The organism is Streptomyces sp. NPDC096013, from assembly GCF_044763565.1.
Lineage (GTDB): Bacteria > Actinomycetota > Actinomycetes > Streptomycetales > Streptomycetaceae > Streptomyces.
In genome coordinates this window covers 86,379-108,421 of sequence record NZ_JBIWGK010000010.1, presented here as the reverse complement: position 1 = coordinate 108,421, position 22,043 = coordinate 86,379, and the positions used below count along the sequence as shown (strand labels likewise).

The following is a 22,043-nucleotide window of genomic DNA, read 5'->3' as shown; positions in this document are numbered from 1 at the left end:
GACACTTGACGCTTCCGGTCGGGACCGGACCGGGGTTACCCTTCCGGTACCGCTGGGGGTGACATCTGTGCGCATAACACCCAAAACACCTGAAGTGCGCGTGCCACGGCTCGTCGGCCTGATGGCCGTGGACGCGCGCGAGACCGCCCGGTCGCGCGGGCTGTTCATCAACTCTCCGGACCGCCCCGACTTCCATCTCGCCGTCGTCGACTACGTCGTACGGCAGTACCCGCAGCCGGACGCCGAGGTACCGCGGGACTCCGTGGTCTACGTCTGGTGCGACTTCGGCGAGGGCGACGGCGGGGGCGGCATACGCGAGCCGCGCATCCCCCGGCCGCCGGGCGGCGGAATGCAGCGCGAACTGGACGAGCCGCCGGGAGACCCGTACTTCGAGGTGCTCAGGTAGCCAGGCCGGGGACCAGGACCACGCGACCGACCCCACGCACGGGTCCCGAGGGCGTACGGAGGCCCTGTACCCGAGGGCGTACTCAGGCCTCAGGCCCCGTACCCGAAGGCGTGCTCAGGCCTGGGCCTGCTTGAAGCCGCGGTGCAGGGCCACGATCCCGCCGCTCAGGTTGCGGTACGCGACCTTCGACCAGCCGGCCTTGCGCAGCCGCTCGGCCAGTGCGGGCTGGTCGGGCCAGGCGCGGATGGACTCGGCGAGATAGACGTACGCGTCCGGGTTCGAGGAGACCGCGCGGGCGACCGGCGGCAGCGCGCGCATCAGGTACTCGGTGTAGACCGTGCGGAACGGCGCCCAGGTCGGGTGCGAGAACTCGCAGATCACCACCCGGCCGCCGGGCTTGGTCACCCGGTACAGCTCACGCAGCGCGGTGTCGGTGTCCTGCACGTTGCGCAGCCCGAAGGAGATGGTCACGGCGTCGAACGTGTCGTCCTTGAACGGCAGCCGCGTCGCGTCGCCGGCCGTGAGCGGCAGCCAGGGGTGGCGCTTCTTTCCGACCTGGAGCATGCCGAGGGAGAAGTCGCAGGGCACGACATAGGCGCCGCTGCGGGCGAAGGGGAGGGACGAGGTCGCCGTACCGGCCGCGAGGTCCAGGATCTTCTGCGCGGGGCGGGCGTCGACCGCCTTCGTGACCTCCTTGCGCCATCGGCGGTCCTGGCCGAGGGACAGCACGTCGTTGGTGAGGTCGTACCGTTCCGCCACGTCGTCGAACATCGAGGCGACTTCGTGCGGCTGCTTGTCCAGGGATGCGCGGGTCACCGGCCCATTGTGGCAGCACGGGCCGGACACCCCGAAGGCGCCCGGCCCGTAGCCGACCTACTTCCGCCCGACCTGTGACGGCCTACGACGGCCTACGACGGCAGGAGTCTGGGTTTCTTCTTCGCCGCCACGTCCTCCACCCAGCCGCAGAGCACGATGAAGACGGCGATCAGAATCCAGCCGATGCCGAACATGAACCACTGGCTGCCCAGCGGAAGCCACTTCTCGAAGGCGGGCACCTTCCAGAACTGGTCGGTCAGCGGCACCGCGAGCACCAGCGCGATCTCGTGCCAGAGGTAGATGGTGACGGCCCGCGCGTTGAAGATCGTGACGATCCGGTCGAGCCGCCTGAAGCGGGCCAGCCAGGCGAAGTCGATGTTGAAGTATGCCTTGGTCCACATCAGCAGCATGACGTAACCGGCCGACCAGTAGGTCTGGGCGAGCGGGCTCTCGTCCAGGTCGTAGGTGCCGCCGGCCTCGGCCTGGTGCGTGAAGGCGTACCAGCCGCCGAAGACGATCGCGGCGACCGACAGCGTGACCACCAGGAAGGGCCGCAGCTTCTGGAGCACGCCGTCGCGGTGCGCGAAGCCGAGGACCCAGCAGAAGAGGTACGTCGACAGGTCCCACATCGCGTTGCCGAGCCGGTTGTCCGGCCCCGCCCAGACGAACTTCAGGACGACGATCGGCACCAGGGTCAGCAGCAGCACCGGGATCGGCGCCTTGCGGAAGATCCACAGCAACGCCGGCGAGAGCATCACGAACCACAGATACGTCCGCAGGTACCAGAGGATCTCCCAGGCCTGCGTGCCCCAGGCGTTGCCGGGCGGGTCGCCGACGGGCACGATCCAGAAGACGATCTGCCAGCCCGGCATCCAGTCGTGGATCATCATCGCGACGACCACGAAGAAGCCCCAGAACCAGAACGGCGGCAGCAGCCTCCGCATCCGGCTCTTGACCACCTTGAACGCGGGCCGCTCCAGCGACTTCGCCATCAGCGTCCCGGCCAGCCCGAACATGATCCCCATCGAGGGGAACACCATCCCGCACCAGGCCCACCCGAAGGTGTGGTAGGTCACGACCCGGATCAGCGCGACGGCCCGCAGGGTGTCGAAGTACCGGTCCCGGCCCGCCTTTCGGGGCGGCGGCGCGGGCTCCTCGATGACCTCCTCGACCACCGGCTCCGGCACCGGCACCGGCTCGACCACCGGCTCCGGCTCCATGACGGGGAGAGGCGCCGTCTCGTACGGCGACTGCCCGTGATCGGTGTACTGCTGCTGCTCGTACGGCTGTTGGACGTACGGCGGTGGGACGTACGGCTGGGGCTCGCCGTACTGCTGGGGCTGGCCGTACTGCTGCGGATGGCCGAACCCCTGGTAGCCGTACGGCTGTTGGGGCTGCGGCGGCTGCTGGGGCCGGTCGTAGCCGCCGCCGTAGCCCTGCTGCTGTTCCCAGCTCATCAGCTCGCCCCCGCCGGTGTGCCGACCTCGCCGGTGCGCTTGAGTTTCTGCCAGCGCAGCCGGCCGCCGGTCAGGGCGGTGATGCTGGAGTGGATGAGGACGAGGTACATCATCTGGCGGTAGGCCAGTTGCTGGAGCGGCATCATCAGCAGATAGCGGTACTTCTCCCGGTCCAGCCTGAACGCGTAGGCCGCGCACAGGAGTTGGATGCCGAGCACCGCGAACCACATCGCCAGGGACGCCCAGAAGTCGACGAAGATCATCGAGTAGACGGTGAAGACGTCGATCAGCGGGGCGAAGACCGGCGTGATGATCTGGAAGATGACCACCAGAGGCATGCCGACCCGGCCGAAGCGGCCCGAAGGACCCGTGTCCGTAAGGGACTTGCGGTGCTTCCACAGGGCCTGCATGGTGCCGTAGGACCAGCGGTAGCGCTGCGACCAGAGCTGCTTGAGGGAGGCGGGGGCCTCGGTCCAGGCCTTGGCGTGCTCCTGGTAGACGACCCGCCAGCCCGCGCGGTGCATGGCGATGGTGATGTCGGTGTCCTCGGCGAGGGTGTCCTCGCTCATGCCGCCGACCTGGAGCACCGCCTCGCGGCGGAACGCGCCGATCGCGCCCGGGATGGTGGGCATGCAGCGCAGCAGGTCGTACATGCGGCGGTCGAGGTTGAAGCCCATCACGTACTCGATGTGCTGCCAGGCGCCGATGACGGTGTTGCGGTTGCCGACCTTGGCGTTGCCCGCGACCGCGCCGACCTCGGGGTCGGCGAAGGGCTGCACGAGGTGCCGTACGGTGTCGGGCTCGAAGACGGTGTCGCCGTCCATCATCACGACGATGTCGTAACTCGCGCTGCGTACACCGTTGTTGAGGGCGGCGGGCTTGCCCGCGTTCTCCTGGCGGATGACCCGGACGTTCGTCATGCCGAAGGAGCGGGCCGCCTCGCGGGCGATCTCGGAGGTGCCGTCCGAGGAGCCGTCGTCGACGACGATGACCTCGATCGGGTGGGTGCTCTTCGCCAGCGACTCAAGGGTGTTGGCGATGCACTCCTTCTCGTTGTACGCCGGGACGATGACGGTCACCGGGCGGGTGACGGTCGGGCCCCAGCTGAACCTGCGTTTGTTGCGCTGTCTGTAGTGGCGCCGGGCGAGGATCAGCATCATCCCGAAGCGGCTCATCACGGCGATGCCGACGACCGTGAGGCCCGCCGCGAGTCCCGGCACCACCCACTCCGCGACGGTGACGGCGTAGATGAGCGCCTTGCCCTCGTAGAGGGTCATGCCGGTGGCCTCGCGGTGGGCGCCCTGGAGGACCGAGATCCCGTTCCCGGAGCCGTTGCCGGCCGCTCCCCCGGTACCGCCGCCGACGGCCGAGCCGACCGGGGCCCGGCCGTTGCCCGCTCCGGCGGGTCCGGCGGAGGAGGCCGCGGAAGGCGCCGCGGACGGCGTGGCGCCGGCGGTGACCGTGCCGGTGCCCGTCCCCGCGGCGGCACCCGCGCCCGCTCCGGCACCCGCTCCGGTACCCGCGCCGGTCCCGCTCGCCCGCTGGGCGGAGGCGTTCTTGGCGATGGCGCCGCTCACCGTGGTGAACGTGTAGCCCTTCGCCTTCATCTTCTCGATGTACTCGGGCAGCGCCTTCATCGTCTGCGAGCGCACACCGCCGGCGTCGTGGAACAGCACCGAGGAGCCCGAAGTCCCGGACGGCGTCGCCCACTTGATGATCTTCGCGACGCCGGGCTGCTTCCAGTCGTCGCTGTCGGTGTCGACGAAGACGCTGGTGTAGCCGGACGCGCCGAGCTTCTTGTAGACGGGGTAGCTGTAGTTGTCGATCGCGTCCGTCTCCGAGGAGTACGGCGCGCGGAACAGCGTGGTGGTGATCCCGGCGGCGCCCGCGAGCGCGAGCTGTGTCTGCTCCATCTCCCGCTTGATGCGGGCGTCGCTCTGGTACGAGAGGTCGACGTGGGTGAAGGTGTGGATGCCGACCTCGTTGCCCTGCGCGACCATCTGCTTCACGATGCCCGGGTAGCGCGAGACCATCGAGCCCACCAGGAAGAACGTGCCCGGCACGTCGTACTTCTCGAGGATCTTCAGGACCGTCGGCGTGTACGTGGGGTTCGGGCCGTCGTCGAAGGTGAGGACGATGGTCTTCTTCGGGATGGTCTGGGTGACCGGCTTGCCGTTGCGGAAGGTGAGGATCGGGCCGCCGTTGAGGACCTTGTCGGGCACCTTGCTCGCGCTCGCGCCGTCCCGGACGCGTTGGTCGCCGCCGACTTCCGCGCGCAGGTAGCCGTCGAGCAGCATCACACAGGTGAGACCGAGGAGAAGCAGCAGGGCGAGGATCACCCGGGGTCGCTGGAGCGCGGCGGCCTTGCCGGCCGCGCGCTCCATCCGGGTGGGGGCGCGCCGGCGCCCGCGCGAAGGAGTCGTCGTAGTCATGGCTGCGGTGGTGCTCCGGTCAGTGTGCGGTGGCTGAGGAGGACGGGGCCGCACCCGTGGGGGTGCCCGAGGGGATGTCGGTCGGGGCGCCGGTCGGAACACCGGAGGGCGCTACGCCGCCTCTGCCGCCGTCGGGGCCGTAGCCGCCGCCGGGAGCCGAACCGGCCTGGCCGCCGCCGAACGGCAGCAGCGAGGAGGGGTTGAGCGAGATGCCCCAGCCCATGAAGGCCATGCCGAGTACGAACGCGTACCCGAGGCAGACGGCGCCCATGAGGAGGCCGATCCGGCGCAGCACCTTTGACCGGCGGCCGGAGTTGTCAACGAACACGGGCCCTTCTGCGGACCCGTTGCCGGCTTTGCGGCGGCGACCCCGCGCGGCGGCGGGGTTTTCGATGGCGGACTCGGATTGCATTCCCCAGATATTAGGCAGGCTTTATGTGACCAAAACTCTGTTTCTCTTGTGAGCCTGCCCAGAAAAACGACGCAACCTGTGCCTTCTCTTAGAGAACCCAGGAAATGCCTTATGAACGACCGGTGTCGGCAGTGTCCTCAATATTCCATTTAGCCACCCGACTTGACCGTTTCGTTCACCGATACCCGTGGGTTACCCATGGTCTCTCTGTCTTCGTGAGACACAGCCCCATGTGCTTGATTTAGCCTTCGGAAACCGACTCTGTTTCCATCCTGAGACAGAAATCACCGTCCCTAGACGGAAAGGGTGCATGCTCAATGAGGAGTTTCCTGAAACCGGCGGCCGGGCTCACCTGCTTGTTTGCCCTCGCGGTCACCGGCTGCTCCTCGTCGGGCACCGGCGACTCGTCGGGTTCGGCCCCCGGGGCGAGCGGGAGCGCCACCCCGACGCCGTCGGCATCCGCCTCGTCGGGCTCGTCGTCGGGCTCGTCGTCGGCCACGGCCTACGCGCCGTACGTCAGCGCCACGACCGCCTCCGACCTGGACGGCGCGGGGTCCGCGTCGACGTACAACCTGTCCTTCGCCATCGCCAAGGGCAGCACCTGTACGCCGGAGTGGAACGGTACGACGGCGATCGACGACTCGGCCGTGAAGTCCCGGATCTCGGCGCTCAAGACCTCCGGTGCCAGTGTCCGGGTCTCCTTCGGCGGGGCGTCCGGCAAGGAGTTGGCGCAGACCTGTACGACCGCGTCGGCGCTCGCGAAGGCGTACGGGGAGGCGTTGGACGCGGCGGGTTCGACCCAGGCCGACTTCGACATCGAGGGTGACGCGCTCACCGACTCGACGTCGGTCGCCCTGCGCTCCAAGGCGATAGCCCTGCTCCAGAAGGAACGCAGCGGCCTGAAGGTCTCCTTCACGCTGCCCGTGATGCCGTCCGGACTCGACTCCGACAGTCTCGCGCTGCTGGAGTCCGCCAACGACAACGCGGTCGCGGTCTCCACGGTCAACATCATGACGATGAACTACGGGGAGTCGTACACGGGGGACATGGGCGACTACGCGATCACGTCGGCGACGGCCACGCACACGCAGCTGAAGAAGGTGTTCGGGTTGTCGGACGCGGGGGCGTGGGAGGGGATGGCGCTCACGTCGATGCTCGGGGTGAACGATGTCTCCGGGGAGACGTTTTCCCTCTCGGATGCGGCGCAGGTGCGGGGGTTCGCCGAGGCGAAGGGGGTTGCGTGGGTGTCCATGTGGTCGACGTTTCGGGATCAGCAGTGTGAGAGCGGGTCGTCCAATGACGATGCGGCGACGGATTGCAGTGGGGTGACGCAGGGGGCCGGGGCGTTTGGGGAGGCGTTCGCGGGGTGACCGTGCGTTGTCGGCTGACGGTGCGTTTACCGGGTGCGGTGCGTTGTTGGCTGACGGTGCGTTGTGGCTGGTCGCGCAGTTCCCCGCGCCCCTAGAAGATTGGGTGTTGGGCCGACCGAGGCTGGTTGCGGCCGCGCGTTGGAGCCGCAGAACGACACAGCCCCGCGCCCCTGAAGGACGGATGCTGGTCGCTAGCACGCGGCGGAGCCGCACAACGGCACAGCCCCGCGCCCCTAAAAGATGGATGCAGGTCGCGAGCGTGCTGCCGAGCCGCACGACGAGACCGCCCCCGCGCCCAAAAACCGCAAGACGACACACCCCGCGCCCCCGAGGAAACCCCTACCGGCGTCTATGGACCAGGCGGCCCGCGCATACCGTTGCGATGCACTTGCCGGTCTTGTCGAATACGGCGAGGTCGGCTCGGCTCAGGTCGGTGAGGGTGGTGGGGCGGGGGGCTGGGAGGATCTGCACGCCGTTTCGCTCGGCCGCCGCGCGGAGTTCCGGTGTGTCGGCGTGCTGCTCCAGGACCGCCACCGCACCCAGTTTCAGTACGGCGTGGATTCGTTCGCGGGGGCTCGGGGCGTCCGGGAGGGGGCCCTCGTGGACGCGGGCGGGGCCCAGGACGCCGGGCCAGCTCCGTACCCGGGCGGTGGGGAAGCGGGCCTGGAGTTCCGGCAGGGTTCCGGTGCCCGCGATCCGGGTGCCCTCGACGGCGACGGAGCCGCCCTCGTCCGCGGTGTGAATCGTCAGCACGGGTCAGTTGGCCGACAGGAGCTTCAACTCGGGGTGGGCCGTGCCGCCTTCGATGGCCGTGGACGAGATGTGGGACATCACGCGCTCGTCGACCGGGTCGTTCGCCGGGTCGTCGTGGACGACGATGTGCTCGTAGGTGGTGGTCCGCTGGGCGGGGACCCGGCCCGCCTTGCGGATGAGGTCGATGATCTCCAGGCGGTTGGAGCGGTGCTTGGCGCCGGCCGAGGAGACGACGTTCTCCTCCAGCATGATCGAGCCGAGGTCGTCCGCGCCGTAGTGCAGGGAGAGTTGGCCGACCTCCTTGCCCGTCGTCAGCCAACTGCCCTGGATGTGGGCGATGTTGTCCATGAAGAGACGCGCGATGGCGATCATCCGCAGGTACTCGAAGAGCGTGGCCTGCGTGCGGCCCTTCAGGTGGTTGTTCTCGGGCTGGTAGGTGTACGGGATGAAGGCGCGGAAGCCGCCCGTGCGGTCCTGTACGTCGCGGATCATCCGCAGGTGCTCGATGCGCTCGGCGTTGGTCTCGCCGGTGCCCATGAGCATCGTCGACGTGGACTCGACGCCCAGGTTGTGCGCCGTCTCCATGATCTCCAGCCAGCGCTCGCCGGACTCCTTGAGCGGGGCGATCGCCTTGCGGGGGCGCGCGGGGAGCAGTTCGGCGCCTGCGCCGGCGAAGGAGTCGAGACCGGCCGCGTGGATACGGGTGATGGCCTCCTCGACCGACACCCCGCTGATCCGGGCCATGTGCTCGACCTCGGACGCGCCGAGGGAGTGGATGACCAGCTCCGGGTACGCGCCCTTGATCGCGGCGAAGTGCTCCTCGTAGTACTCGACGCCGAAGTCGGGGTGGTGGCCGCCCTGGAACATGATCTGCGTGCCACCGAGTTCGACGGTCTCCGCGCACCGGCGCAGGATGTCGTCGAGGTCGCGCGTCCAGCCCTTGGCGGTGTCCTTGGGCGCGGCGTAGAAGGCGCAGAACTTGCACGCCGTGACGCACACGTTCGTGTAGTTGATGTTCCGCTCGATGATGTACGTCGCGATGTGCTCCGTACCCGCGTACCGCCGCTTGCGTACGGCGTCGGCGGCGGCGCCGAGCGCGTGCAGCGGGGCGTCGCGGTAGAGGTCGAGCGCCTCTTCGGGGGTGATGCGCCCGCCGTCGGCGGCACGGTCGAGGACGGACTGAAGCTCGGCCTTCTCGGTCACCGGGAGGTCCCTTTCGTCAAGGGTTGCGGACGGGCAGCTGGTGCTGACGGACCTTGTCAGCCTACGCCAGCGGTTTTCCCGCCCGGACCTCAGGCCGTGTACGCGCCGACCAGAAGTCCGAGGAGAGCACCGGCCAGCAGAAACGGGCCAAAGGGGACGGTGGCGGGTCCTCGCCGGGCCGGGAGGCCGTCGTGGTCCACCCGGACGAGACCCTCGTAGAGCGCCCTGACCAGGAACCCCGCGAAGGCCCCGAGCATCACCGTCGGCCACCCGTACCACCCGAGGACGACGCCCGCCCAGACCGCGAGCCGCACTTCCCCGAGCCCCAGCCCACCGCCTCCGGGGTCGATACGGGTCAACCCGTAGTAGCCGGCGCCGAGGGCGAGGCCGCCGAGGAGCGCGGTCGTCCAGTGCCCGGTGTGCTCGGGCACGAGGGTGACGAGGCCGAGGAGGGCGAGGGCGGCGCCCGCGAGGGGAAGTCCGGCCCCGGGCGCCGCGACCGCGAGGGGCGCGAGCAGCAGCCACACCGCCAGCTCGGGCCGGGTACCGGTGGCGGCGGCGAGGGCAACACACACCAGCACGACGAGGAGCGCGGTACCGGCGCCCCGCCGGCCGACCCGCGCCACCACCGCCCCGGCTCCCGCGCCCCACAACCCGGCGACGGCGATGAGCAGTTGGTCGTAGTCCACGCGGTCGCTACTTGACCTTGGACATCCGCGCGGTCGGCGAGCCCTCGGCCGAGCTGTCCGACACATACTTCAGGTCGTCGTCCACGGGGGTGAGGGTGACGGTGTGCGCGGCCTGGTTGCACACGTCCCGGTTCGTCTTCGCCCCCGCGGCCGCCGCCACGAGCCGCGTCTCCGTCACCTGCTTCAGGGTCAGCACGTCGTCGCAGACCCCACCGAGCTGGTCGGTCTGCCGCAACACCCCCACCTGCTCCCCTACGGCCGCCTCGCGCACCGTCAGCCGGAAGGTCCCGTCCGGAAGGGTGCCGCCGAGGGCGGTGCCGTCGCCCTGCCAGGTGCCGAGGTAGGCGGCGGGGACGGAACCGAGCGGAGTGCCCGCGGCCGAGCCGGACGGCCCGCTCGGGGTGGAGGCGGCCGAGTTGTCGTGGCCCTTGTCGCCCGGCTGGATGACGTACAGCAGGACCGGCACCAGGGTCACCACCGCGAGCGCCCCGGCGACGGCGAGCGCCACGGTGCAGCCGACCCGGCGCCCGCGCCCCTCGGGTCCCGGGGTCGCGGTGGCGGCGACGGAGAAGGAGACCTTCCCCGGACGGTGACCCGAGGCCGTGTCGTGCGGGGCCGCGTCCCGCGGTTCGGGCACGAACCCGGCCGTCCGCGGAAGGGAGCCGGGCATCACCGGCGCGGGCCCGAACGCCCCGGCCTCCACTCCCCCGACCGACGGTGTGCTGAACCCCACCGGCCCCGAGTGCACCCCCTCGGCCACCCCGGCGGCCTCAAGGTTCAGCAGCTGTACGGCACTTCGGCTGACCTGTTCGACCAGCGCCCCCGGCAGCCACCCGCCCGCGACCAGCCGGGCCGCCCCGTCCGGAGCGAGCCGCCGGGACACCTCGCCCGGAGTCGGCCGCCGGGCGGGGTCCTTGGCCAGGCAGGCGCTCGCCAGGTCCCGCAACTCCCCGTCCATCGAGCCCAGTTCGGGTTCCTCGTGGACGACCTTGTAGAGCAGCGCGGCGGAGGAGTCGCCGGGGAAGGGGGAGGTGCCGGTGGCCGCGTACGCCAGCACGGCACCCAGCGAGAAGACGTCGGAGGCGCCCGTCGCGCCTTTCCCGAGGATCTGCTCGGGAGCCATGTAACCGGGCGAGCCGACGGAGACGCCGGTGGAGGTGAGGGAGGCGGTGCCGTCCGTGGCGCGGGCGATGCCGAAGTCGATGAGGAGCGGTCCGTCGAGGGTGAGCAGCACGTTGGACGGCTTCACGTCCCGGTGCACGAGCCCCAGCTCGTGGACGGCCGTGAGCGCTTCGGCCAGCCCCGCGCCCAGCGCCCGCACGGTCGCGGTGGGCAGCGGCCCGCCGTCCGCGACGGCGGCGGAGAGGGAGGGTCCGGCGGCGTAGGCCGTGGCCACCCAGGGCACGGCGGCCTCGGGGTCGGCGTCCAGCACGGGAGCGGTCCAGGCGCCGCCCACCCGGCGGGCGGCGTCGACCTCGCGGCGGAAGCGGGCGCGGAACTCCTCGTCGAGCGCGAAGTGCGGATGCACGATCTTGACCGCGACCGTACGGCCGCCCGCGCTGCGCCCGAGGTAGACCCGGCCCATCCCACCGGAGCCCAGCCGGCCGAGCAGCCGGTAGGGCCCCACCACCGTGGGTTCGTCGTCTCCGAGCGGCTGCATGCCGTCCACCCCTCCCCCGTACGACTTCCAGCAGGGTAGTGCGCACACCCCACCGGTGATTACGGCTGGAGCAGATCCACGTTCACGTCCGCCGGGAAACCGGTCGTGGGGCCGACCCTGCGGGCGAACTCGGCGACCGCGGCCAGCTGGGGGGCGCCGAAGCGGAAGTCGAGGGTGGTGAAGTACCGCTCCAGGACCTCCTCGTCGAACTCCTCCCAGCGGGCGGCCTGTTCGGCGACCTTGCCGACCTCTTCGAGGGAGAGGTTGCGGGAGGCGAGGAAGGCCTCGTGGACCTTGCGGGTGATGACCGGCTCGCGCTCCAGGTAGTCGCGGCGGGCGGCCCACACGGCGAAGACGAACGGCAGCCCGGTCCACTCCTTCCAGAGCGAGCCGAGGTCGTGCACCTCCAGGCCGAAGCGGGGCCCGTCGAGCAGGTTGGCGCGCAGGGCGGCGTCGCCGATGAGGACGGCGGCCTCCGCCTCCTGCATCATCAGGCTCAGGTCGGGCGGGCAGGTGTAGTAGTCGGGCTGGACGCCGTAGCGCTCGGCGAGCAGGAGCTGCGCGAGGCGTACGGAGGTCCGCGAGGTCGAGCCGAGGGCGACCCGGCGGCCGTCCAGCTGGTCCAGCGGGACCTGCGAGACGATCACGCAGGACATCACCGGGCCGTCGCAGCCGACGGCGATGTCGGGGAAGGCGACCAGGTCGTCCGCGTTGCGGAGGAACTCGACGAGCGTGATGGGCCCGATGTCGAGGTCGCCCTGCACCAGCTGCTCGCTGAGCTTCTCCGGGGTGTCCTTGGTCAGCTCGAAGTCGAGAAGCGTGCCTGTTCTCGCGAGCCCCCAGTACAGAGGCAGGCAGTTCAGGAACTGAATGTGGCCGACGCGCGGCCGGGTGCGAGAATTGTCCACAACGTGAGGCTAGACCTCATGCGGTACGCTCCATACTTCGGCCCCACAGTCAAGCCTTTGGCGATCTTCAAACGTCCGGGTGATGTGATCTTGGCCTCTATTGCTTTCGGCTGCCCGCGTGCTAGGCTCGCCGCAAGTTGCAGTTTGGTTTCCCTTGCAGTACAGAGCCTGCGGAGCATGTAACCGCAGGCTCTAGTCGTTTTCAGACGTATGCAGTAGTGCGGGACTTGTTTTCACACTTGCAGGGTTCTGGAGCAGGGCAACCCTTTGGGCCCAAGGAGGGCTTATGGCTACCGGAACCGTGAAGTGGTTCAACGCCGAAAAGGGCTTTGGCTTCATCGCCCAAGAAGGCGGCGGCCCCGACGTCTTCGTTCACTACTCCGCGATCAACGCGAGCGGCTTCCGCTCGCTGGAGGAGAACCAGCAGGTCTCCTTCGACGTGACCCAGGGTCCGAAGGGCCCGCAGGCGGAGAACGTCACCCCCGTCTGAGTCACCTGATCGCAGTTTCTTCGGCCTCGGAGCCTGGTGCTTTGATCCGGAACAGATAGCAGTACCCAAGGAGCCCCGTGCCGCAAGGCGACGGGGCTCCTGCCTTTACCGGCCTCGTGTGCGGGAGCATGGGGGCATGGAGCAACTTGGTGCCGCGCTGCGGGCGTGGCGGGACCGGGTCGATCCCGCCACGGTGGGTTTCGCGCAGGGCTCACCCCGGCGGGTGCCCGGTCTGCGGCGGGCGGAGCTGGCGACGCTGGCCGGGATCTCCGTCGAGTACGTGGTCCGGCTGGAGCAGGGACGGGTGGCGACACCCTCGGCGCAGGTCTGCTCGGCCCTGGCCCGCGCCCTGCGCCTGTCCGACGACGAGCACGCCCACCTGCTGCGCATGGCCGGGCACGCGGCGGACCCGGCCCGGGTTCCGCGCATGATCCCGGAAAGCCTGCACCGCATCGTGGACCAGCTCTCCGCCAACCCGCTGGCGATCTACGACGCCACCTGGCAGCTGCTGCACTGGAACCCGTTGTTCGCCGCCACGTTCGGCGATCCCACGGTCGACGGCGCGGGCGAACGCAACGTCCTGCTCCGGCAGTTCCTGGACGAGCTGCCCCGGGTCCGGCAGACGGCGGCCGAGCGGGCTGAGTTCGAGGAGTCCCTGGTCGCCGACCTGCGCGCCACGACGAGCCGCTACCCCGACGATCCCGACCTCCCGGCACTCGTGTCGAGGCTGAACCTCAGCCCGCGGTTCCGCGAGCTGTGGAACCGCCGGGCGGTGGGCGGTCACCAGAGCGCGTACAAACTCGTGGAGCACCCGGACGTCGGGGACATCGCCCTGACCTCCGACATCCTCACCACCCAGGACACCAACCTCCGCCTCGTGGTGAACACCCCACAGCCGGGCACCGACGCCCGCGGCAAGCTCGAACTCCTCGCGGCCATCGGGGTCCAGAGGATGTCCCCGCGGAGATGAAGGCCCCCGTTCCGCCCCGTCCGGTGGACCGGGCCGCCGGGTGGTACGCGCCGTACCAGGAAGACCCGTAGCTCCCGCCGACGCTCCCCAGCGCTCACTGTCGAGTGGTGAACGGCGCACGACGGCGCCGTCCGGAACCACCGGGAGCCGGCATGACCACCACCTTCATCACCGGGGCCAACAAGTCCCTCGGATTCGAGACCGCCCGCCGCCTCGTGGACGCGGGGCACACCGTCCTCCTCGGCGCCCGCGACCCCGAGCGCGGGCGGGCCGCGGCGGATTCGATCGGCGCCCGGTTCGTCCGCATCGACGTGACCGACGACGCCTCGGTCCGGGCCGCTGCCGCGGACGTCGCCGCGCACGAGGGAACCCTCGACGTCCTGGTCAACAACGCCGGCGTCCTCGGCAGGATCGGCCCCGTCGAGGAGTACACCGCGGCCGACGTGAGCGCCGTACTCGACGTGAACGTCGTCGGGATCGTGCGCGTCACCCACGCCTTCCTCCCGCTGCTGCGCACGTCGTCGAACCCCGTCATCGTCAACGTGTCCAGCGGGATGGGCTCCTTCGGCCTGACCCAGGACCCGGAGCGGATCGAGTCGCAGTACGCCCTGCCGCTCTACAGCGCCTCGAAGGCCGCGGTCACGATGCTCACGACGCAGTACGCCAGGGAACTCAAGGGCGTGAAGGTCAACGCCGCGGACCCCGGCCAGACCGCGACCGACTTCACCGGCGGCCTCGGCCACACCGTCGCCGAGGGCGCGGAGTCCATCGTGACCCTCGCGACGATCGGCCCGGACGGCCCGACGGGCCGGTTCATCGACCGCGCCGGGAACCTGCCGTGGTGAACCCGCCCCGAACCCGGGGGCGGTCGTTGCCGGTGGTCGGGGCGGGTGTCAGTGGGCGTCGATAAGGTGCCCGGTCATGACCTCCACGCCCCACCCGTCCCCCGAGGCCGACCACGTGTCGAGCACCCGGATCTTCTACGACGCGATCGCCGAGGACTACGCCGAGCTGTTCGCCGGGAAGCACACGGCGAACCCGTTGGACCGGGCGCTGCTGGCCGGGTTCGCCGAGCTGGTGACCCGGGGCGGGGGCGGGGAGGTGGCGGATCTCGGGTGCGGGCCGGGGCGGGTGACGGCGTACCTCGCGTCCCTCGGGCTGTCGGTCTTCGGCCTCGACCTGTCCGAGCCGATGCTCGCGATCGCGCGGCGCGAGAATCCGGGGCTGCGGTTCCGGCAGGGCTCGATGCTGGAACTGGACGTCCCGGACGGGGAGTTGGCGGCGGTCGTCTCCTGGTACTCGTCCATCCACACGCCTGTGGAACAACTCCCGTCCCTGTTCGCGGAGTTCCACCGGGTCCTGGCACCGGGCGGCCACCTGCTCCTCGCCTTCCAGGCCGGCGACCAGCCCCTCACCCTGGACCGGCCCTTCGGCCACCCGGTGACCCTGGACTTCCAACGCCGTGACCCGGAGCGGATGGCCGACCTGCTGGAGGCGGCGGGGTTCACCCTCCGGTCACGGACACTCCGCGCGCCGGACGAGGACATCGGGGACTCGGCACCGCAGGCGTTTCTGATCGGGCGCAAGGCGGTGGCCGGGGTCTAGGGGTCGGCGGGCGGGGTCAGGTTCCGGAGGGGTGCTCCCGCATCCAGCGGCGGGCGCCGACCTCGCTCGGGTACTCGCGGACGGTGAAGACCGCGATGACCCAGCCGACGCAGCCCGCCGCGAGTGCCGGAGCCACCGGTGCCGCGACCAGCCAGAGGACACGGCCCGCGACGGCCAGGCCGGTGGAGCGGCGGGTCTCGTCCCGTTTGGAGCGGCGGGACCGGTCGGGCGACGGCGGGTCGAGCAGCTTCTCGCGGTGGTCGCGGCGCTGCACCCGCCACCCCCAGACCAGGGCGACGAAGGACAGCGCCACTTGCGCCCAGTCCCACACCGCACGGACCGGCGAGGGCAGGCTGGTGCGGAAGCTGCCGTAGAGGACGAGCGCGATGTAGCAGAAGAAGGCCAGCAGGACGAGCCAGAGGAGGGCGCCTGAAGCCCGGCGCAGCCAGTAGCGCGTGCCGCGTTCGTACCAGGTGGTGCCGAGGCCGGGCAGGGCGGGAACGCGGGTCGGGGTGCCGGGCGCGCGGGCCTCAGAAGATGCTTTTGATGCCATGCCAGACGTCATCCTTCAGTCGTACGAAGTCATGCCCGGTCTCCGTCATGACATGACCCGAACCGTGCAGCACACCGCCGACCACACCGTGGTCGTGGATGTCCTCGCTCCAGTGCTCGTGGAACGCGTGGTCGATCACCCCGGTCGCCCCGATCACCACCACGCCGCCGACACCGGCCACCACGGCGGTCGGGAGCTCCACCGGCAGGGCGGCCACGGCGACCGCGGTGAGACCCACGCCGGCCGCCAGCCCGGCGATGTTGGCACCCCCGTCCACCGCCACGGAGTGCTGCCACGACCAGCCCTTGTCGTGGTCGTCGGAAGCCTCCAGCAACCCGCAGGCACCGGCGGCGGCCACGTCCAGGACGGGAATCTCCTTGAGGAAGTCCGGCAGCTTGTCCAGGCCCTCGCCCGCACGCAACGCGTCCGCGGCGTCGCCCAGTTTGACGTTCAGGGCGCGGTCGTAGGGCAGCTTGGTGCTGCCGTAGTCGGCGCGGGCGATGTCCTCTTCCAGGGACTGGACCCTGGCGACGGCGTCGGCGTAGGCGCCCTTGGCGGGAAGGTCCTTGGGGAGCGCGCGGCCGGCCTTCTGGTACGCCTTGCGTTCCGCGCGGAGTTCCTTCTTGGCCGCCTGCTGCTCGGCCTTGGCGTCGTCGATCTTCGTGCGGGCCTTGGCTCCGCCGACCCGCGCGTCCTCGGCGTCGTAGGCGTACAGACCGCGCAGGTAGTCGACGACGGTGACCTTGTCGCCCGCGGACACCTCCGCCGTGCCGGTCACCTCCGCGTACAGCGCCTCCAGCTGGTCCGCCGCCGCGAGCCGCGCCTTCTGGGCCGTGTGCAGGACCTCCTTGCGCACGGTGTCGTACTCGCTCATGGCGGAGAGCGTCTTCTGCTCGTCCGCACTGGGCGGATTCGCGGTGACGGTCGGCAGCGGGACACCCTTGTCCCCCGTCACGACGCCCTTCTTCGCCGCCACGTGCTCGGCGTTCTGGAGGGCCGTCTCGCAGGTGGAGAGCGCGTCGGCGAGCGTGTCCAGGATGTCGCCCGCCTCGTGCACGAGCGCGGCGAAGGCACCGGCGGTCACCGCGTCCTCGGTGTACGTGGCGCGGAAGGACTCCGCCGCCTCGCCCTTCCAGCCCGCGTCGTCGACCAGGGCCTCCACGGCGCGCGTCAGCGGACTGATGACGTCGTCGAGCTTGTCCTTGGCGTTCTTGTACGTCGTGGCCATCGTGCGGAGTCCGCCGATGTCGCCGCCCACCCAGCTGTCGGTCATCTGCCTCTCACTCCGCCATCAGGTCGTCGAACACGCCGTGGACGTCGACGTCGTGCCGGTGGAAGGAGTCGCGGGCGTACGCGACCTTGTCGCCCCGGTCGTCGAGCCGGTCGGCGAAGCCCGTGTGGAGGGCGACGATGAGGTCGGCGACTTCCTTGATGACGTGGTCCAGGCCGGAGTCCCCGCCGCTGACCAGGGGCGGGGCCACCTGGTCGTGCAGCTTCCGGTAGTCCGTGGCCTGGTCGTGGAACGTCGAGGCCATCGACGTCAGGTCGCTCAGCACCGCCTTGAAATCGACCGGCATCAGCGCATCTCCCGTGCGTAGGCGGCCAGTTCGGCCGGCTCCCAGTTCCGCAGCCCGGGAGCGAGGCGCGGGTCGAGCAGTACGGTCGCCCCCTGCTCACCCACTCCCTCGGCCAGCGGCCCGATCGAGGTGGCGACCCACGGCTGGGCGTCACCAAGCGCGTCGACCAGCTTCTCCAGGGTCGTGAAGGCGTAGGCCACGTAACCGGTCGCGTCCCCGGGACGCTCGAACAACTCATACACAACGAACGGCACCCTCACCCCCCGCCCGTCCTCCCCCACCGCGTCGACATACCGCGGATGCGCCGGCACGAACACCGCCGTCTCGTACGCCGGCACCCCCGCCTTCGGCCCCGGTCTCCCCGTCGCCTCCGCCGGTACCACCGGCGTGGCCTCCGCGAGGTCGAGCAGGCTGGAGCGGCGCGGCTCGGGGGGAGCGGGTGTCGCCGACGCCCCCTGTGTGTAGTCAAGAAGGCGTGACCGGTTCGGCTCCCCCACCGCCGTCTCCTCTTTCCCGCGAGTCCTCGTCGTCACCATGGACGTTTACGCGCCATCACAGTAGCCACGTCACCCGCGCCCAAATCCGGCTATGTCCCGCCTCCGAACCCGTTGCATGCGCAATGCATACGGCCGCTTGGTCCGGGCCTGGGCATCCCTTGACCGGGGGATGACCAGGCCGGGGAGGCGACAGGGGCACCGGCGCTACTCCCCTGGGAGCGCCCCGGCCAGATCCAGCGCCGCCACGTACCCGAACGTCATCGCCGGCCCGATCGTCGACCCCGCGCCGGCGTAGCTGTGCCCCATCACCGCCGCGCTCGCGTTGCCCGCCGCGTACAGACCCGGGATCACCGAACCGTCCGGCCGGAGCACCCGCGCCCGTGCGTCCGTACGCATGCCGCCCTTCGTGCCGAGGTCGCCGGGGACGATGCGGAAGGCGTGGTACGGGGGCAGCCAGAGGGGGGCGAGGCAGGAGTTGGGGAGGATCGACGGGTCCGTGTAGTAGTGGTCGTAGGCGCTGTCGCCGCGCCGGAAGTCCGTGTCCTTGCCGCTCGCCGCAAGGGAGTTGAAGCGGTTCACCGTGGAGCGGAGCGCTGCCGCCGGGACGCCGATCGACGTGGCCAGCGCGTCCAGGGTCCACGCCTTGTACGCCGCGCCCGAGCTGTACCAGTCGTCGGGGAACGCCAACGTCGGCAGCACGTCCCGGAACAGGTAGCGGTTGCGGTAGTTCTGGTCGACGATCAGCCAGGCCGGGATGTCGGGCGCGGCGGCGTTGCGGTCGTACATGGTGTGGACGACGTCGCTGTACGGTCCGGCCTCGTTGACGAAGCGGGCGCCGGCCCGGTTGACCAACAGGCCGCCGGGGAGGGTGCGTTCGGCGAGGCAGAAGTACGGGTCGCCGGGGAGCGGGATGGCCGGTCCCCACCAGGCGTCGTCCATCAACGCCAGTGCGGCGCCCGCCCGTTGGCCCGCCTGGATGCCGTCCCCGGTGTTCTCCTTCGCGCCGACGGTCCAGTCCGTGCCGATCGGCTGTCGCTGGTACTGGGCGCGCATCGCCGCGTTGTGCTCGAAGCCGCCGGAGCCGACCACCACCCCGCGCCGGGCGCGCACCAGCCCGGCGGCGCCGGAGCGGGTGACGACCGCGCCGGTGACGGCCCCGCCCTCCAGGTAGAGGTCCGTGAGCGGGGTGTTGAGCCACACCGGCACCTGCGCGGACTGAAGTCCGGCGCGCAGCCCGGCGGCGAGGGACTGGCCCATGGTGAGTGGTGTCTGGCCGAGCAGGGCAGCCTTCGTTCCCCGGGCCAGGCACTCGGTGGCGACGGCCGCGCCCTTGGCGCTGACCGCGGCGAGGTCGAGCCATTTGTAGTCGGCGCTGAAGACGACCATGCCCGAAGGGACCGCCAGGTAGGGCGGGTTGAGGTGGGCGAGTTCGGCGCCGAGGATGTTGCCGTCGAGCTGGTCGGGTTCTATGGAGCGGCCGTTGGGGAGCCCGCCCGGCAACTCCGGGTAGTAGTCGCTGTATCCCTCCATCCAGCGGAAGCGCAGCGGGCTGTTCGCCATCACGAAGGAGATCATGGCGGGCCCGTGCGCGAGGAACGACTGCCGTCGGTCGGCGGGCACGTCCGCGCCGACGACCGCCGAGAGGTACGCGGCGGCCTTGGCGGGGGTGTCCGGGACTCCGGCCGCCAGGATCACCGGGTTGTTGGGGATCCAGATCCCGGCCCCGGAACGGGCCGCCGAGCCCCCGAACGTCGGCGCCTTCTCCACCACCACACAGCTCAGCCCCTGCCGGGCGGCGGTCAGCGCGGCCGTCATCCCGGCCGCCCCCGCACCGATCACCACGACGTCGTAGGTGCCGAGGAGGGGGAGGTCGGCGGCACGCGCCGTGTGCTGCACGCCGGCCGCCACACCGAGCGCGGCGACCGCACCACCCGCCAACACGATTCTTCTACCGGGGAGTTGTACGTGTGCGTCCGTGCTCGTGGTCATGGCCGCTCCAGCCCGACGGGGAATGGGCTGGGAATGTCGCGCGGGGGTCTTGGGAAGTCAATGACCAGGTCCGCACCAACTCATCCTGAACTGTGCCTAGTTCGCGTACAGCTCCTCGATGTCGCGTGCGAAGTCCCGCATGATGACCTCCCGCCGCAGCTTCATCGAGGGTGTCAGCTGTTCCGCCGCCTCGGTGAAGGCCACCGGCAGGACTCTGAAACGGCGGATGGACTCGGGCCGGGAGACCAGCTTGTTGGCCTCGTCGACGGCCCGTTGCAGGACCGCGAGCAACTCCTCGTCGTTGACCAGGAGTTCCGCCGGCACCGGGTGCTTGCCGTTCATCTGGCGCCAGTGGGTGATGCCTTCGGGGTCGAGGGTGATGAGGGCGGCGACGTAGGGGCGGCGGTCGCCGACGACCATGCACTGGCCGATCAGCGGGTGGGAGCGGAGCCAGTTCTCCAGCGGGGCGGGGGCCACGTTCTTGCCGCCCGCGGTGATCAGGATCTCCTTCTTGCGGCCGGTGATGGTGAGGTAGCCCTCGTCGTCGAGGCGGCCGATGTCGCCGGTCGCGAACCAGCCGTCCTGGGACGCGGGGATCACCCCGTCGCCGTGCGGGTCCCAGTAGCCGCGGAAGACCTGGCCGCCGGAGAGGAGGATCTCGCCGTCCGACGCGATCCGCACCCGGGTTCCCGGCATCGGCCAACCCACCGTCCCCAGGCGGGGTTTGAGCGGCGGGGTGCAGGTCGCCGCCGCGGTGGTCTCGGTCAGGCCGTAGCCCTCGAAGATCTCGATGCCCGCGCCGGCGTAGAACGCGGCCAGCCGCCGCCCGAGCGGGGAGCCGCCGCAGATGACGTAACGGAGCTTGCCGCCGAGGGCGTTGCGGATCTTGCGGTAGACCAGCGGATCGTAGAAGGCACGGGCGGTCCTCAACGGGCGGGTCGGGCCGGGCCCCTTGCCGGACTGGCGGGCCTCCAGTGCCTCGCCGTAGCGGCGGGCGACGCTCGTCGCGCGGTCGAAGACCTTGCCCCGGCCGCCCTTCTCGGCCTTCGCCCGGGCGTTGTTGAAGACCTTCTCCAGCATGTACGGGATGGCGAGCAGGAAGGTGGGCTGGAAACTCGCCAGATCGGCGAGCAGGTCCTCGGACTTGAGGCTCGCCGCGTGGCCGAGGCGGACCCGGGCGCGGATGCAGGCGACGGCGACCATGCGGCCGAAGACATGGGAGTAGGGGAGGAAGAGGAGTGTGGAGGGCTCTTCGTCGGCCTTGTTCTTGAAGACGCCGTAGAGGAGTTCGATCGCGTTGTCGACCTCGGCGAGGAAGTTGCCGTGGGTGATCGCGCAGCCCTTGGGGCGGCCCGTGGTGCCCGAGGTGTAGATGACGGTGGCGAGCGTGTCGGGCAGCAACACCCCGCGCCGTACGGCGACTTCCTGGTCCGGGACGGTCCGGCCCAGCTCGGCCAGCCGGTCCAGGTGGCCCTTCTCGAAGACCCACATGTGCCGCAGGTCGGGCAGCCGGGGCGTCTCCGGGCCCAGCGCCGCGGCCTGCGCGACCGTCTCGGCGGCCATCGCCACCGCGCCCGAGTCCTGGAGGATCCACCGGATCTGGAAGAGCGAGGAGGTCGGGTACACCGGCACGGTCACCAGCCCGGCCGCCCACGCGGCGAAGTCGAGGAGCGTCCACTCGTACGAGGTCCGCGCCATGACCGCGATCCGGTCCCCCGGCGCGAGCCCCTCCGCGATCAGCCCCTTGGCGACGGCCTGCACCCGCTCGGCGAACTCCGCCGCCGTCATGTCGCGCCAGTTCCCGTCCTCGTCCTGCCTGCTGAGGACCGGATGCGCGGGCGCCGCCACCGCGTTCTCGAACGGCAGGTCCGCGAGCGACCCATGGGTCGGCGGCGGCACCATCGGCGGTACGGCGACCTCCCGCACCACGCCGTCCAGCCGCCGGATCTCGGGCTCGACGAGCACGGGCGCGCCGTCGTAGTCGTAGCCGGACGGATAGACGAGGGACATGGCAGCTCCTGTGGCGTGCAGCTTGTACCGCTCTGCTGCATTAGGTACGCATGGTGCGTACCGAGGCGTTCATCCCGGCCTGCGGCCGAGGGTGTTACCCCGGGTCAGGTCGAAGATCGTACGGGCCCCTCGTGGGGAGTTCGTGCGGTTTCGGAGGTGGTCCGGAGTCGTACCTGTGCAACCTCGGCGGGTTCGCGAGGCTTTGTCGGCCGTACGCCGGCCCTGTGTCACCTCTGCGTCGGCCAT

General features: G+C 70.5%; 21 protein-coding genes. 6 read left to right on the top strand and 15 right to left on the bottom strand.

The features are described 5' to 3' along the window. Positions 1 to 94 precede the first annotated feature (94 nt). A complete protein-coding gene (locus tag ACIRB1_RS30305; protein ID WP_266769553.1) occupies positions 95 to 406 on the top strand; it encodes a PASTA domain-containing protein in 312 nt (103 codons plus the stop codon). A gap of 114 nt (positions 407 to 520) precedes the next feature. On the opposite strand, the gene ACIRB1_RS30300 is transcribed toward ACIRB1_RS30305, so the two are convergent. From ACIRB1_RS30300 to ACIRB1_RS30285, 4 genes are all read right to left on the bottom strand, one after another. After that, the gene (locus tag ACIRB1_RS30300) at positions 521 to 1,222 is read right to left on the bottom strand and encodes a demethylmenaquinone methyltransferase (RefSeq protein WP_352184953.1); all 702 of its coding nucleotides are present in this window, start codon (positions 1,220 to 1,222) and stop codon (positions 521 to 523) included. A 92-nt stretch (positions 1,223 to 1,314) separates the two neighbouring features. Further along, a complete protein-coding gene (locus ACIRB1_RS30295) occupies positions 1,315 to 2,679 on the bottom strand; it encodes an acyltransferase (protein ID WP_352184954.1) in 1,365 nt (454 codons plus the stop codon). Continuing rightward, positions 2,679 to 5,111: a bifunctional polysaccharide deacetylase/glycosyltransferase family 2 protein gene (locus tag ACIRB1_RS30290; protein ID WP_403467654.1), complete on the bottom strand. Its 2,433-nt coding sequence runs from the start codon at positions 5,109 to 5,111 to the stop codon at positions 2,679 to 2,681. Before ACIRB1_RS30290 ends, ACIRB1_RS30295 begins: the two co-directional genes overlap by 1 nt. A 19-nt stretch (positions 5,112 to 5,130) precedes the next feature. Then, on the bottom strand, positions 5,131 to 5,439 hold the full coding sequence (locus tag ACIRB1_RS30285) for a hypothetical protein (RefSeq protein WP_352184956.1): 309 nt from the start codon (positions 5,437 to 5,439) through the stop codon (positions 5,131 to 5,133). Positions 5,440 to 5,840: 401 nt separating this feature from the next. Here ACIRB1_RS30285 and ACIRB1_RS30280 point away from each other — a divergent pair, with 401 nt between their 5' ends. Then, positions 5,841 to 6,893, top strand: a complete 1,053-nt coding sequence (locus tag ACIRB1_RS30280) for a chitinase (protein WP_403467653.1) — start codon at positions 5,841 to 5,843, stop codon at positions 6,891 to 6,893. A gap of 339 nt (positions 6,894 to 7,232) precedes the next feature. Here ACIRB1_RS30280 and ACIRB1_RS30275 read toward each other — a convergent pair whose 3' ends face one another. From ACIRB1_RS30275 to ACIRB1_RS30255, 5 genes are all read right to left on the bottom strand, one after another. Further along, on the bottom strand, positions 7,233 to 7,646 hold the full coding sequence (locus ACIRB1_RS30275; RefSeq protein WP_403467652.1) for a hypothetical protein: 414 nt from the start codon (positions 7,644 to 7,646) through the stop codon (positions 7,233 to 7,235). Positions 7,647 to 7,649: 3 nt separating this feature from the next. Then, positions 7,650 to 8,849, bottom strand: a complete 1,200-nt coding sequence (gene mqnC / locus ACIRB1_RS30270) for a cyclic dehypoxanthinyl futalosine synthase (RefSeq protein ID WP_352184959.1) — start codon at positions 8,847 to 8,849, stop codon at positions 7,650 to 7,652. Positions 8,850 to 8,938: 89 nt separating this feature from the next. Then, complete coding sequence (locus ACIRB1_RS30265) at positions 8,939 to 9,538, bottom strand: hypothetical protein (RefSeq protein ID WP_352184960.1); 600 nt, start codon at positions 9,536 to 9,538, stop codon at positions 8,939 to 8,941. A 7-nt stretch (positions 9,539 to 9,545) separates the two neighbouring features. Then, positions 9,546 to 11,198 (bottom strand): serine/threonine-protein kinase, encoded by a 1,653-nt coding sequence (locus tag ACIRB1_RS30260; protein WP_403467651.1) that lies wholly within the window; start codon positions 11,196 to 11,198, stop codon positions 9,546 to 9,548. A gap of 59 nt (positions 11,199 to 11,257) precedes the next feature. Next, on the bottom strand, positions 11,258 to 12,106 hold the full coding sequence (locus ACIRB1_RS30255; RefSeq protein WP_352184962.1) for a menaquinone biosynthesis protein: 849 nt from the start codon (positions 12,104 to 12,106) through the stop codon (positions 11,258 to 11,260). A 286-nt stretch (positions 12,107 to 12,392) separates the two neighbouring features. Between ACIRB1_RS30255 and ACIRB1_RS30250 the strand changes: the two genes are divergently transcribed. The 4 genes from ACIRB1_RS30250 to ACIRB1_RS30235 all read left to right on the top strand — a co-directional run bounded on the left by ACIRB1_RS30250 (position 12,393) and on the right by ACIRB1_RS30235 (position 15,171). Beyond that, positions 12,393 to 12,596, top strand: a complete 204-nt coding sequence (locus tag ACIRB1_RS30250; protein ID WP_003992177.1) for a cold-shock protein — start codon at positions 12,393 to 12,395, stop codon at positions 12,594 to 12,596. Positions 12,597 to 12,732: 136 nt separating this feature from the next. Next, positions 12,733 to 13,566, top strand: coding sequence for a helix-turn-helix transcriptional regulator (locus ACIRB1_RS30245; protein ID WP_352184963.1), 834 nt, complete (start codon positions 12,733 to 12,735; stop codon positions 13,564 to 13,566). Between the two features lie 152 nt (positions 13,567 to 13,718). Continuing rightward, positions 13,719 to 14,411, top strand: coding sequence for an SDR family NAD(P)-dependent oxidoreductase (locus ACIRB1_RS30240; protein WP_403467650.1), 693 nt, complete (start codon positions 13,719 to 13,721; stop codon positions 14,409 to 14,411). A 76-nt stretch (positions 14,412 to 14,487) separates the two neighbouring features. Next, entirely contained in the window at positions 14,488 to 15,171 is a 684-nt protein-coding gene (locus tag ACIRB1_RS30235) for a class I SAM-dependent methyltransferase (protein WP_403467649.1), read from the top strand. 16 nt (positions 15,172 to 15,187) lie between these two features. Here the strand turns inward: ACIRB1_RS30235 and ACIRB1_RS30230 are convergent, their stop codons facing one another. The 6 genes from ACIRB1_RS30230 to ACIRB1_RS30205 all read right to left on the bottom strand — a co-directional run bounded on the left by ACIRB1_RS30230 (position 15,188) and on the right by ACIRB1_RS30205 (position 21,797). Continuing rightward, positions 15,188 to 15,724, bottom strand: coding sequence for a hypothetical protein (locus ACIRB1_RS30230; RefSeq protein WP_403467648.1), 537 nt, complete (start codon positions 15,722 to 15,724; stop codon positions 15,188 to 15,190). Next, positions 15,702 to 16,997 carry a WXG100 family type VII secretion target gene (locus ACIRB1_RS30225; RefSeq protein ID WP_403467647.1) on the bottom strand — a complete coding sequence of 432 codons (1,296 nt, stop codon included), beginning with the start codon at positions 16,995 to 16,997 and terminating at the stop codon, positions 15,702 to 15,704. Before ACIRB1_RS30225 ends, ACIRB1_RS30230 begins: the two co-directional genes overlap by 23 nt. A gap of 7 nt (positions 16,998 to 17,004) precedes the next feature. Further along, on the bottom strand, positions 17,005 to 17,301 hold the full coding sequence (locus tag ACIRB1_RS30220; protein ID WP_403467646.1) for a DUF6317 family protein: 297 nt from the start codon (positions 17,299 to 17,301) through the stop codon (positions 17,005 to 17,007). Next, complete coding sequence (locus ACIRB1_RS30215) at positions 17,301 to 17,798, bottom strand: SAV_915 family protein (protein WP_403467645.1); 498 nt, start codon at positions 17,796 to 17,798, stop codon at positions 17,301 to 17,303. The genes ACIRB1_RS30220 and ACIRB1_RS30215 overlap by 1 nt, the downstream gene beginning before the upstream one ends. Positions 17,799 to 18,002: 204 nt before the next feature. Then, positions 18,003 to 19,787 carry a 3-oxosteroid 1-dehydrogenase gene (gene kstD, locus ACIRB1_RS30210; RefSeq protein WP_403467644.1) on the bottom strand — a complete coding sequence of 595 codons (1,785 nt, stop codon included), beginning with the start codon at positions 19,785 to 19,787 and terminating at the stop codon, positions 18,003 to 18,005. 96 nt (positions 19,788 to 19,883) lie between these two features. Further along, a complete protein-coding gene (locus ACIRB1_RS30205) occupies positions 19,884 to 21,797 on the bottom strand; it encodes an AMP-dependent synthetase/ligase (RefSeq protein WP_352184970.1) in 1,914 nt (637 codons plus the stop codon). Positions 21,798 to 22,043 lie beyond the last annotated feature (246 nt).

Bases quoted from the DNA above. Each gene is read 5' to 3' on its own strand.
- ACIRB1_RS30295 (WP_352184954.1), bottom strand. From the start codon at position 2,679: ATGAGCTGGGAACAGCAGCAGGGCTACGGCGGCGGCTACGACCGGCCC.
- ACIRB1_RS30290 (WP_403467654.1), bottom strand. From the start codon at position 5,111: ATGACTACGACGACTCCTTCGCGCGGGCGCCGGCGCGCCCCCACCCGG.
- ACIRB1_RS30280 (WP_403467653.1), top strand. From the start codon at position 5,841: ATGAGGAGTTTCCTGAAACCGGCGGCCGGGCTCACCTGCTTGTTTGCC.
- ACIRB1_RS30260 (WP_403467651.1), bottom strand. From the start codon at position 11,198: ATGCAGCCGCTCGGAGACGACGAACCCACGGTGGTGGGGCCCTACCGG.
- ACIRB1_RS30250 (WP_003992177.1), top strand. From the start codon at position 12,393: ATGGCTACCGGAACCGTGAAGTGGTTCAACGCCGAAAAGGGCTTTGGC.
- ACIRB1_RS30245 (WP_352184963.1), top strand. From the start codon at position 12,733: ATGGAGCAACTTGGTGCCGCGCTGCGGGCGTGGCGGGACCGGGTCGAT.
- ACIRB1_RS30240 (WP_403467650.1), top strand. From the start codon at position 13,719: ATGACCACCACCTTCATCACCGGGGCCAACAAGTCCCTCGGATTCGAG.
- ACIRB1_RS30235 (WP_403467649.1), top strand. From the start codon at position 14,488: ATGACCTCCACGCCCCACCCGTCCCCCGAGGCCGACCACGTGTCGAGC.
- ACIRB1_RS30230 (WP_403467648.1), bottom strand. From the start codon at position 15,724: ATGGCATCAAAAGCATCTTCTGAGGCCCGCGCGCCCGGCACCCCGACC.
- ACIRB1_RS30225 (WP_403467647.1), bottom strand. From the start codon at position 16,997: ATGACCGACAGCTGGGTGGGCGGCGACATCGGCGGACTCCGCACGATG.
- ACIRB1_RS30220 (WP_403467646.1), bottom strand. From the start codon at position 17,301: ATGCCGGTCGATTTCAAGGCGGTGCTGAGCGACCTGACGTCGATGGCC.
- kstD (WP_403467644.1), bottom strand. From the start codon at position 19,787: ATGACCACGAGCACGGACGCACACGTACAACTCCCCGGTAGAAGAATC.
- ACIRB1_RS30205 (WP_352184970.1), bottom strand. From the start codon at position 21,797: ATGTCCCTCGTCTATCCGTCCGGCTACGACTACGACGGCGCGCCCGTG.